The sequence below is a fragment of the Tardisphaera saccharovorans genome (assembly GCF_046635845.1).
Taxonomy (GTDB): Archaea; Thermoproteota; Thermoprotei_A; order Marsarchaeales; family UBA168; genus UBA168.
In genome coordinates, this window is sequence record NZ_JAQQXN010000011.1 from 1 (window position 1) to 10,821 (window position 10,821).

Annotated in this window: 8 protein-coding genes and 1 pseudogene; 7 read left to right on the forward strand and 2 right to left on the reverse strand. The window is 50.7% G+C overall.

The genetic code is table 11. From position 1 onward, the window contains the following. From PRZ02_RS07280 to PRZ02_RS07300, 5 genes and pseudogenes are all read left to right on the forward strand, one after another. A pseudogene (locus tag PRZ02_RS07280) lies at positions 1–1,194 on the forward strand (hypothetical protein); the annotation flags it as partial. 86 nt (positions 1,195–1,280) lie between these two features. Continuing rightward, positions 1,281–1,583 (forward strand): hypothetical protein, encoded by a 303-nt coding sequence (locus PRZ02_RS07285; RefSeq protein WP_449465169.1) that lies wholly within the window; start codon positions 1,281–1,283, stop codon positions 1,581–1,583. Between the two features lie 9 nt (positions 1,584–1,592). After that, complete coding sequence (locus PRZ02_RS07290) at positions 1,593–2,468, forward strand: MFS transporter (protein ID WP_449465176.1); 876 nt, start codon at positions 1,593–1,595, stop codon at positions 2,466–2,468. A 22-nt stretch (positions 2,469–2,490) separates the two neighbouring features. Further along, entirely contained in the window at positions 2,491–3,378 is an 888-nt protein-coding gene (locus tag PRZ02_RS07295; RefSeq protein ID WP_449465170.1) for a UbiA family prenyltransferase, read from the forward strand. A gap of 784 nt (positions 3,379–4,162) precedes the next feature. Next, positions 4,163–5,038: a UbiA family prenyltransferase gene (locus PRZ02_RS07300; RefSeq protein WP_449465171.1), complete on the forward strand. Its 876-nt coding sequence runs from the start codon at positions 4,163–4,165 to the stop codon at positions 5,036–5,038. Between the two features lie 934 nt (positions 5,039–5,972). On the opposite strand, the gene PRZ02_RS07305 is transcribed toward PRZ02_RS07300, so the two are convergent. Both PRZ02_RS07305 and PRZ02_RS07310 read right to left on the reverse strand, forming a co-directional pair. Beyond that, positions 5,973–6,605 (reverse strand): SGNH/GDSL hydrolase family protein, encoded by a 633-nt coding sequence (locus PRZ02_RS07305; protein WP_449465172.1) that lies wholly within the window; start codon positions 6,603–6,605, stop codon positions 5,973–5,975. Between the two features lie 670 nt (positions 6,606–7,275). Beyond that, the gene (locus PRZ02_RS07310) at positions 7,276–7,500 is read right to left on the reverse strand and encodes a hypothetical protein (RefSeq protein WP_449465173.1); all 225 of its coding nucleotides are present in this window, start codon (positions 7,498–7,500) and stop codon (positions 7,276–7,278) included. 422 nt (positions 7,501–7,922) lie between these two features. On the opposite strand from PRZ02_RS07310, the gene PRZ02_RS07315 reads away from it, so the two are divergent. Then, the gene (locus PRZ02_RS07315) at positions 7,923–9,017 is read left to right on the forward strand and encodes a Gfo/Idh/MocA family protein (protein ID WP_449465174.1); all 1,095 of its coding nucleotides are present in this window, start codon (positions 7,923–7,925) and stop codon (positions 9,015–9,017) included. A 423-nt stretch (positions 9,018–9,440) separates the two neighbouring features. Beyond that, positions 9,441–10,821, forward strand: a 1,381-nt coding sequence (locus PRZ02_RS07320) for a glycoside hydrolase family 3 N-terminal domain-containing protein (protein ID WP_449465175.1), incomplete at its 3' end; no start/stop codon positions are given.

The window sequence follows — 10,821 nt, forward strand, 5'->3', positions numbered from 1 at the left end:
TCTGAATGGGACTCTGGAACGCATCCCAACAACTGGGTTGAACCAACCGATCCAGACCACAAGTTGGCGCTTGAGGTTCACGACTACTACACGACGTTTAACTCGCATGCCATTGAAGGGCCTTTTGACCCAAGCCCTGGCTTGGTCGCCGCCATCTACGCGAGCCAAAAGTGGGATATACCGCTTTGGGCGGGAGAGTTCGGCGACGATCCGAACTACACCGTGGTGAGGATGGCGGTCACCGCTTTTGATTCATTTGGCATTTCGTGGAGTTACTGGACTTACTTCTGGGCGAATTGGCAAGGCTATACTTTCGACGCCCAGGGCAACGTCAGGCCTGAGGTAGCGGCCCTCGTCGAGCCTTATATCACGATTTCCTCGTCTCCCGTTTCGTCCTTGGTCGAGAGGACGCTTTCAAACGGTTCGGTTCAGGTAAATGCCAGCTTAGCGGACAACGGGTGGGCTGTGGTCTTTGTGCCCTACAGATATTACGTCAAGGGCTTCTCTCGGGAAGACCGGTGGATTAACGTATCCGCGACTCGGGGAAGCATTAGCCTGTTGTGCTTGCCCGTGCCGCAGAAAGTTTACCAGCACGTGGATTTCAACGAGATCGGGCTTCCAGACGACGCGAACTGGACGGTGACGCTTAACGGAACAGTGCAGGGGGAAACCGTATCACCTCTCGACACGTTCATCTTCTTCAACGCGAGCAGAGGGACCGCGAGCTATCAGATCAGCTCCACGCAGTGTTACGCAGTCCCAAGCGACGGAACGGTGAACGTTGGAACGTCGCCAGTTATAGTGAACGTAAGGTTTTACCAGGTCGGGCTTAACCTATCGGTTTCGCCTGCAAAGGCCGTCGAAGGAGTGCCAATCGTGTTGATGGCCCACGTGACATTTGCGAACGGCACGCCCGTGCCGCAGGTAAATGTTACCTTTACCGCAGATCGTCAGCTTGTCGGGGCGTCCGTTACTTCAAGTAACGGCGTGGCCGAAATAAGATATGTTCCCGCCGTGCGGGGGCCGCTTAACCTGACGTGCTATATAACGGGATATCCTGCGCTCTCGTCCGCACCGGTAACGCTCACCGTCAGTGGCAGTCAAGAGCTTTACTCGACTGTCATTATTATCGGAGTTGTAGTTGCCATCGCCGTGGTAATCACGGCCTACCTCGCTTATCAGAGAAAGAAGTAAATTCATATGGCGTCAGCTGTATATGTATTTACGTTAATTTCAAGGAGACGAATTGCAAAAACCGAACCAAGCAGGAGCGCCTACAGGTGGGTAGTCGCGCTTGCGGCTGGTATCGTAATGACCACGAGCTTTGTCTCGCTTCGTCTTTTCGCATACTGAGCTCCGACATAGCGGCAAGCACGAGAACGAGCGCTGCGCAAGTGCAGCAAGTGGGCGTGGACTACTTCAGCGTTGGCCTTTTTGCGGCTTTTTTCTTGGGGCACAGCGGCATCTTCGATAGAAGGATAAGGAAAGGCGTCGTGCTGGCCCAAGCTTTCCTCATAATCCCACAATTCCTCATACCGTTTGCGACATCCCTGTGGGAACTCGGTGCGTTGAGGTTTATGTAAGGGCTCATGATGTTGGCGCTTATCTCCGAGCAGCTTTCACATTGGTTTAGCCGCGAAGAAAGGGCGCTTTCTTTGGCTTTCTCGATTGGGGCCATAACGCTTGGAAGTGCGCTCGGAGGGATTTTATCTGGATTTCTCGCGTTCTACAGCTGGCGTTCGTCGTACTTCATAATGGGCTTTATCATGCTCCTTGGAGCAATTACCTACGTCGGGTTGGCGAAAGAGCCGGCTCAAGTGGCTCAACAAGCAGAGGGGGAGAGGGAAACTAGAGTTTGGCGGTATCCCATGACCTGGCTTATGGGCTTTGTTCAGCTTCCCCTTACTTGGGTACTTTTCACCTTAGGCGGATACTTCCCTGCCTCTGCGGTTCACTGCGGGTACAGTTCATCGCAAGCGGGAGAAGCGATAACGGCATGGGGGATTTCCGGCTATGTGACAGCCCTTGTAGGTGCTTTCGCTGGTGATGTTCTATGCAAGCGGGGAAGGAGGACTCGCTATGAGGTCCTTTCCGCCAGGCTTAAGCCCATGAGCATCAGCGATCTGCTTATGGGGCTAGACGCTTTTATGATATTTACCTTGGGCCGGTTTTCGCTTTCTGCATTGATCGGCGCGGCCATTGTCAACCGCTTTCTAATGATGCTTCCTCCTAACTACTGGGCACTGCCCGATACGGTATTTCCGCCTGAGATAGTTAGCGCCGGCGCCTTTGCGATGGGTCTTATATCTAATCCTGCAGACGCCTTTGGTCCAGTAGTATCGTCGTTCCTTTCGTCGAACTGGGGCTTGGTATTTTTCCATAATGGCGATTATTTCGTTTGCGGGCATCGGAGTGAACGCCTTAATGGCGTCAGTAGCCAGGCGCGAGGGCTGAACCCAAAGGCATAAAAGAAGATATGAACCATTTTTTATGCATGCCGAGTACGACGGCTGGTACCCAAAGGTCAAGGGTAAGCTGGGAGGATACCTTAAGGTGATAAAGTTCCATCACGCGCCCTTAGTCGAAGGTCCAGCTCTCGTGGGAGCCCTTGCCTTTTCTGGGGCCTTTCCACCCGATTTTCTGCGGCAGATGGTTTTGATAGTCGTCGCCGCTCTTGGAGTGCACGTATTTGGCGAGACCTATAACGAGCTGGTGGGCACAAAGTGGCATATGAACGACCCAGTGAAAAGGCCCTTTGTGTCAGGTGCGGTCAGTAAGGAAGAGGGATGCGCGCTAGTGTTCCTAGGGGTGCTGATCTTTGAGTTTGCCGCTTGGGCGCTGAACGCCTGGGCATTGGACTTAAGCCCCCTGGTTGTGTTGGTGACCTTGGCTTACCCACATCTAAAGGATAAGTTCATTGGGGCTCCTTACGTGTTGGGCGGCATCGTGGGTATCGATGTACTTGGCGGATACGTTGGGATATGGGGAGGCCTAGCCTCGTCTTTCGTCTTCCTTATGAGCAAGGCGCCTTGGCTGTTGGCGATATCTGGGATAGCGTTCACTGCATCTTTTGACGAAACGCTTAACTTGCCGAAAGTGAGCGTTCATAAAAGCGCTGGAATTGCGGAGTTATCGGCGGTGAGCTCAGAGGGCCTTACGCTTGGCTTCATAGCAGCTAACAAGCTCATCTCGGTAACTACGGCGATGGCGGCGTGCTGCCTTCTGGGAGTTATCCCTGCGCTCTTCTCGGTCACGTACTCGGCCTTGGTGCTCGCGACGCTTCCGATGCCCAAGAAAAAGCAGATAGGTAGATCGGTCAACATGGCGTTGGTTGCGTACGCGATCCTCGCAATTGGGCTTGCGCTATCCCATGCTTAAAGCTCAAGCTCTTTTTGATGGCAAGGAAGCAGATAAGCAAGAAATTGTGATCCGAAAACTTGCATCTGTCCTTTGATCAATAGCGGATAAGTCATGGCCGGAAAGGAGCGAGATACAGGATATATGCCCAATACAACACATCGGCATATGATCAGTGGTCTTGACGAAAAAGATCATGTGTTTCTTCCTGCCAGCCTGCCCAACAAATCGTTATGTAAGTTAGGAAATTTGGGCGTCGCATTTATTGGAAGTAGCCTGAACCCCCCGCCCGTGTAAGCGCGCCGGGTACCGTCTCGCGTTAGACTGGTTTTGCGTTTAGCTACAGCTCATCGCTTTCGTCGCGATCTTCAACATGGACGACTTGTAGTAGCTCTTGCGTCTCGTAAGATGAGGATAAACGCAATGCCGCTCTGGAAGTCGTGAGCGCTCCACCTGGTCCATAAAATATGGGATTCTTGAGGAGAACGTGAAGACTTGTGGAAGCACGTGCATACGGAAGGGGTTCACGTAAGTCACGCTATGAATCGACATTTACGTAGGGCCTTAAAGCATGAGCAGCCGGTACTTACAGTTAAGGTCCTCTTGAGGAGATGTGGGTTACGATTTGGTAAACTGCTATCTGAAAGCCCGTAAAAGCGCTTAGATTTTCAGGATTGGGAGCCAGTCGCAGCCTTTCGGGGACGCAAAGAGCCAGGATCGCCTTGGCGTTACAGCGATCTACGCGAAGCCTTAGCTGACTTAGAAACACGTATAAAGAGGCTTTGATATTAAGCCGAGATCCGCTTTGGGGATCAAATCGTGGATTATGGCACCAAGGCCTCAGTACTTTCCCATAACCATTCTGCCAGTTTTGCTTTCAACATCTCTGTCATATTATGAGTTTCATGAATTAAGCATCACCTATGCGGTGTTGACGTACGTGGTCGGTATGCTGTTACAGGGTTTTACACACGTCACAAACGATTACTTTGACGTGAAGTATGGTACCGATCTTCCAGGCTCACCCACAACCAAGTACAGAAGGCACCCCATCTTAAGCGGGGATATGAGTATGAGAGAGATAGCTTATGAAGCCGTAGGCCTTGCCGTTATCGCAGCTGCTCTGGGTGTATTCTTCGTTTTGGAGGGAAGATCTCTGGCCATAGTGCTCGGGTTGGGGGCCGCTATCCTATGCTTGGAATACACCGCTCCGCCCATAAAGGCGAAGTACAGGGCCTTGAATCAGGTGATAATGTTTATACTTGAGGGACCGTACTTGACGCTTGGAGGCTTCTACCTTCAAACTGGGCGCATAACAGCGCTTCCGATAATAGCCTCGCTTCCGCTGGCCTTCATAATGTGCGAGGTGTTACTTCTTGACGACATGAAAGACGTTGATTTTGACCGTAAGGTGGGAGTGCATACCATACCCACGCTATTTGGTAATAAGGTGGCTGGGCGGGTGGTGACGGCGGAGCTGCTAAGCGCTTATGCCTCCTTGGCTCTTTTGGTCGCCTTTCGGGTAATCCCACTTTTATGCTTGATAGCTATGGCGACTTTTCCACTTCTTTACTGGAACTTGCGCGTGGTAGTGAAGGAGTTGCCTCCCACGACGGGATTGAAAAGCATGGTGGTCTCGCTCATATTCGGTTGTACTTACGCGCTTGCTTTTGTATTTTGATTTCTACGTGAAGCTAGGTCTTGGGTGAATGCACCGAATATCGCCTTGAAGCGATCTGAATCACGTTATTCGCCCCACCTTTCGTCCCGTGCTAACGCTGAAGAACCGGCCTGATATCATCCTTTCGACCAATTCGGTTAAGCCGCTTGCAGGCCTGAGACCATATTTTAAGCAGCTAGTTGCCACAAGGAATAAATTTCTTGCGCGCTTAAGACGTCGCCTTGCTTTAAAATGGAGGTGCTATCCGCTAGAACGATGTTTTGGAGGGCAAGTTTAACTTAAGTCTTTGGAAAAAATCGAGTCACCTGAAGGCCCTGCCGCTTTGAGCTCTTTACTAAACCTGTCCAGCTGCACGCACTCATGCATTCTCCCGCGGTTATTTTGGTTTGAGGGCAGCAAACGGCTTTCAAGGTCGATTTATCAGGACCGTTGTCATGCATTTGCGTTTGAGGACAGCGGAGTCGATGAGCGAGCGACCATTAATGCTTTCGGCGATGGGACAAGCGGTAAAGTTCAGGTGACAGCGATCCGATGGGCTAGTGCTTTGGGTAAAAATTGAGGACACGTCTCATGCGAAAACTCATTCCCATGGGTGAAAGTAAGCTCACTTTCCGGGCGTAGTGCATGAGTGCTTTTTTATTTTGGCCGGCGAGCTAGCTCGCGGAGCAAGGAGACGGCACTGCCGCTTGTGGTTTCAAGCGTCTAGGGTTAACGGGCTCCGTGAGGCTCGAGGATAGGTCGAACTTACCCTTATGCGTGCACATGCGGAGAAGGCGCGTTGCGGTCTGATGATAGCGGTGGCCGAGAAAATGAGGATGCCCTAGGTCGTACATTATGCTCACTATCGCAAATTGAGCGCCGAGCTTCGTTGAGGAAAGGTATAGGAAGGCCTGCCGAAGAGCTTCGCCCAGGAAGGACGAATTATATGACAGGGTCAAGCCAGTTCCACATACGAGAGAAGCTTCATCGCCATGAAGAGGTGGCCCGCCTCATTGGGGTGAATTGGTTCAAGGGCGAAAGCGGTGGGTTCCCTCTTCTTAACCAAGTTCTCAAAATCGGCCTGTAGGTCTATCAGTTCCGTGGAATGTTTGACCCTTAAGCGGCGAACGGCATCGGTATAGCTGGGCAGCAATTTTAGCACCGCGTCGCGCCTCGTACCAGGGTAACTGCCGCGGCTTATGTAGAATGGAGTTATCAGCGTTATGCCCCTTACCTCCTTCTCAGCGGCAAATAGGAGTTCATCGTACGTCCTCTCGTAGCTTTCGGGGCTTAATTCCGTTACCCCGTCGAGATATCTGTTGAGGTCGTTTATTCCTATAAGTATGATGAGCCAGTCAGGGCTCAGCGAAAGGACGTCGTCGTCCCATCTATCCTTAAGGTCCTTTACGGTGTTTCCGCTAATTCCCGTATTGAAGATTTGAACTGAGAGCTCAGGATATGCGGAAGCAAGGAGCTCCGCGAAGAACTTGACGTAACCATTGCCTAAGGGATAGAACTGACCCATGCGTCCCGCGTCTGTTATGCTATCGCCGGTAAAAACTATCTTAAAGCCGCTTTTTAGCTTCATAAGCGACAAATGCGTAAAGAAATAAGCTTTTGTTTGCGTGGGGTTGCTTTTTATGCTGAGGTCCGTATTAGGTCTAGGTTTCTCCTTGCCTTTCTAAAATGGGCTAAATGGTAACGCCCAATAATAAGCGCTTTGGAATTTTCATCTCTGTTTTCCGTAAAATCGCTACTGAATCGTGTGCTCGTGGTGTTACTTGCCACGTGATTTTTGCCGCTATAAAGCGACCTGATTTTCAGCTACCAGATGGGCGTTTAAACGCTGGGAGGCCACGCTTTGCCGCATAATTCCCGTATGACGGTTTCGCGCTGTTCAATATCTGCTTTACCTCTTCTCGCTTGTGCCCTAGCATGATGGGTCAATGCGTGAATCACTTGTGGTCTTCCCCGTGAGGGTTTTCGGCTTCTTAGAGGTCGCGCGCCCGCCTTTACGAGAAGAGGCCCTCAAATGGTCTAGCGCATGCCATGGCCCATTTCGCCCTTTGCTCTCTGTAGTCCACAGTACCTCCTTACCCCGTTTCCTCTTTCATCATTGCGAGAACCGTCCATGGCGACCTTCTGCTTTCAAGGGAGCTCTGCGCATCACTTAAGAAATAAAGGATTGGTCTCGTAATCATCGTCGCCGCATGGCCCATTTGCCGTCTTCCGTCCTGATATCAGCAATCATCTTGAGATCATTTTTGGTTCAGAGTCGTTTCTTCCCGCGTTTTGACGTAAACGCTTAACGGTTTCTCGAGCCCAACGCCCGCGACGACCGCGAGGATTGCGTGCTTCTTCCGCCTTTCAAACTCGTCGTAGCCATATGTCGATTGCTCTGCAGCCAGGTCGATTCTTAAGCGGGTGTCGTCAAGCGCCATCTCCATTTCTTTGCCGCCTGGCAATCCTTTGCCTATTGCCATGCATATGTCTCGCGTGATGCCGCCATGGGTACCAAGAATTAGGCCTATGCTCTTCATGGGGGTGGGCTATTCCCTTTGGCTCCGGTAATTATCGCTTGCCTGGCTGCTTGCTACCTGACATGGGATGAGGTAGGGTCCCTCTTTTTAATTCCCTCTTCTAATGCTTGAGGGGCTTGACGTCAAGAATGATCTCACGGTTAACAAGCATCTCCTTATTTTAGGAGTGCCAATGGTGATTAGGGGCTAGGTCTATCGCTCTTCGAGCGGGCCATATCCCAGTGGTTGGGGCTATTGGTGTCATATCATTGGGCTATAGCCACTACTTACCCATCACGTTGAAAGCTAACTTGAGAATTATTCCTGTGAGTAATTTAATAACCCCCTGAGCGAGAAATGCTTATATAGTCTTGCTTTGTGCGCGTATGGTAAACAAGGTCAGAATAGGCTTCATAGGGGCTGGAGGCATAGCAAACGCCCATTATCAGAGATACAAGAATATTCCGGATGTTGAGATTGTGGCGGCCTCCGATGTGGATTCGGCCGCGCTAGAGAGGGCTCAAAAGGAATGGGGACTTTCCAAGGATCAAGTATTTCAGGACTATAACGAGATGTTATCGTCCGTGGAACTAGACGGCGTCAGCGTATGCACGCCGCACCGCATTCATGCGCCTGCGTCGATAGCAGCGCTCAAGGCTGGAGTGAACGTCTTGGTCGAAAAGCCCATGGCTTCTACAGGCGATGAAGCATATGCCATGTATAAGGCCTCGTTAGAAAGCGGAAAAGTACTAATGGTGGGCTTTCAGAGCAGATATAACCCGGGACTACAAGCCGCAAAGAGGTTTGTGGATTCGGGCTTCTTGGGTAAGCCTTACTTCGCAGAAGCCGTTGATGGGGGGCGCAGAAGGGGAATACCTGGATGGGGATCTAGCGCGGGTAAGACCTTCATAGAGCGCTCCTTATCGGGCGGTGGCGTAACACTGGACATAGGCGTTTACGTACTCGACTCTGCTCTTTACTTATTGAACCATCCCATTCCTGTCTCGGTGGAGGCTTCCATCGCTGATTACATAGGTAGGGATAAGAGCGCAAGCGAGATACCTGGAATATGGGGTTGGGATCCCAGTAGATTTGAGGTCGAGGACTTCTCGGCCGCCTTCATAAGGTTCGAGGACGATCTGGTCATGACTTACAAGCAGGCGTGGGCCATGCACGCCGAGTCCTTGGGCAATCCGCTGATACTGGGCACCAAAGGAGGCATTAGCCTTTCCCCGCTTACCCTATATACGGATATGAACGGTTACATGGTTAATATAACTCCACAACATTTACCTCAGCTGGACGAATTCACTCAGAAAATAGTTGACTTTGTAAGGGTGATAAAGGGAGAAATAAAGAACCCAATACCTACAAATGGAATAGTGGAAATGCAATACATTATTGACGCGATTTACCAGTCAGCCAGGACTCAAAAGGAGGCCAGCGTTAAGTTGCCTAAGGACCTTATAAATAGCCAGTAGGTTCCATGCTGTGTTGACGGGAAATCTATCTTTCTGTTTTTTCTTTTGCCCTTATTATAAGGATTTTGAGCTCGAATATGAATTCTAGGCCATAAGAATCGCATTAAGCTTGGCATATGCTGCTATTTCTATTAGTAACCGTCAAGAGTTTATGGCACATGGTTCGCGAAAATTGGTTTTCACGAGAGGCTTTGCTTTTTGCTTTTGCTCTTAGAGCTGTTGACGATGGCGGGCCTAAGCGCTAGAAACATGGACTTCATTCTGTCATTGATATCTTTCGTGGATTTGCTTAGATTTTCGGGAGATCGGCCCTGATGAGGGAATTAATGTCACTAAACGAAATGCAAAGCGCTGGCATATCAAAAGAATATGGCAAAGCGCAATGGCCGAAAAAAATATATCTGGTGGCAATTCAGTTGCAAATTGTTAAGCTCAAACCGTTCGACTTCGGAGGCGGAAAGAATCAGATCTATGATTGCCCAGATGACGGTCGAGGAAAAGGTGGCCCAAATAGGTGCGGTAAGAGCCATAAGCCTTACTGAAAACGGGAGTTTTTCTGAGGAAAAAGCACGGAAGTTCTTGAGTCATGGAATAGGCTTCATAACGAGACTTACAGGAGATGGCCTTACGATCGAGCAGGCTCGTGATCTAGTGAAGAAGGCCCAAGATTACATTTCAAGTAATGCCACCATAAAGATACCCGCCTTGATAATGGAAGAATGCCTGGCAGGTGTTAAGGCCCCAGGGGCTACTTCCTTTCCACAGGCAATAGGCCTAGCTAGTACATGGGATATCTCCCTAATCTCCAGAGTGGCTTCAGCAATAGGTGCTCAAGCTAGCAGCCTGGGGATAACTCATTGCCTTTCCCCCGTTCTCGACCTTGCGGTTGACCCGAGGTGGGGAAGGACCGAGGAGACCTACGGTGAGGATCCCTACCTCGTCTCCTCCATGGGAGTTGCGTACGTGTCGTCTCTTCAGGCGCAGGGCGTAGCCGCAACCGGAAAGCACTTCGCGGGGCACGGATCCTCCGAGGGAGGGAGGAACACCGCACCCGTGAACGTCTCCGAGAGGTTCCTAAGGGAAAACCACTTGAGGACCTTTGAAGCAGCCGTGAAAGAAGCCAACATGAAATCCGTTATGGCAGCCTATCACCAGTTAGATGGAATACCATGCCACATAAACCACTGGTTGCTACGCCGCGTTCTGAGAGAAGAATGGGGATTTGACGGCGTGGTGCTCTCGGATGGCGGAGGTATTCCTAGATTAATCAACGTTGATTACGTTGCGTCGGATTGCCAGGAAGCCGCCGTTAAGGCGCTAGCCGCTGGTGTCGATAGCGAAATGCCGGAGTCGACATGCTATCATACGTTGATCGCTGCCGTTACCTCAGGAAAGATCCCGGTTTCAATCCTAGACTCTGCAGTAGAGGAAGTTCTACGCGAGAAGTTCTGGCTTGGATTACTTGATGAATCGGCCAAAGAGGTAAGGGAGGCAAAGTTAGACGATGAGGTCTTTAGGCGTGTTGCTCTTGAAGCTGCTAGAGAATCCATTGTGCTGTTAAAGAATGACGGAACGCTCCCGCTTAAGAAAGGCATTAAGTTGACGGTGGTTGGGCCTAATGCCGCTGATCAAAGGAATCTTTTCGGAGACTATCACTATACAGCACATCTTGGGTTAAGTAGCCCTGATGTGCGTACTGAGAGCATATTAGATGCCATAAGGGCGAGGAACTCTTCTGTTCTCTACGCCAAGGGATGCGACGTAGCGCTTCCATCTAAGGACGGCTTCGGGCAGGCCCTTGAGG

What these genes read in the sequence shown, in the direction of transcription:
- PRZ02_RS07290 (WP_449465176.1), top strand. Translation starts at nt 1,593, where the DNA reads ATGTTGGCGCTTATCTCCGAGCAGCTTTCACATTGGTTTAGCCGCGAA.
- PRZ02_RS07295 (WP_449465170.1), top strand. Translation starts at nt 2,491, where the DNA reads ATGCATGCCGAGTACGACGGCTGGTACCCAAAGGTCAAGGGTAAGCTG.
- PRZ02_RS07305 (WP_449465172.1), bottom strand. Translation starts at nt 6,605, where the DNA reads ATGAAGCTAAAAAGCGGCTTTAAGATAGTTTTTACCGGCGATAGCATA.
- PRZ02_RS07310 (WP_449465173.1), bottom strand. Translation starts at nt 7,500, where the DNA reads ATGGCAATAGGCAAAGGATTGCCAGGCGGCAAAGAAATGGAGATGGCG.
- PRZ02_RS07315 (WP_449465174.1), top strand. Translation starts at nt 7,923, where the DNA reads ATGGTAAACAAGGTCAGAATAGGCTTCATAGGGGCTGGAGGCATAGCA.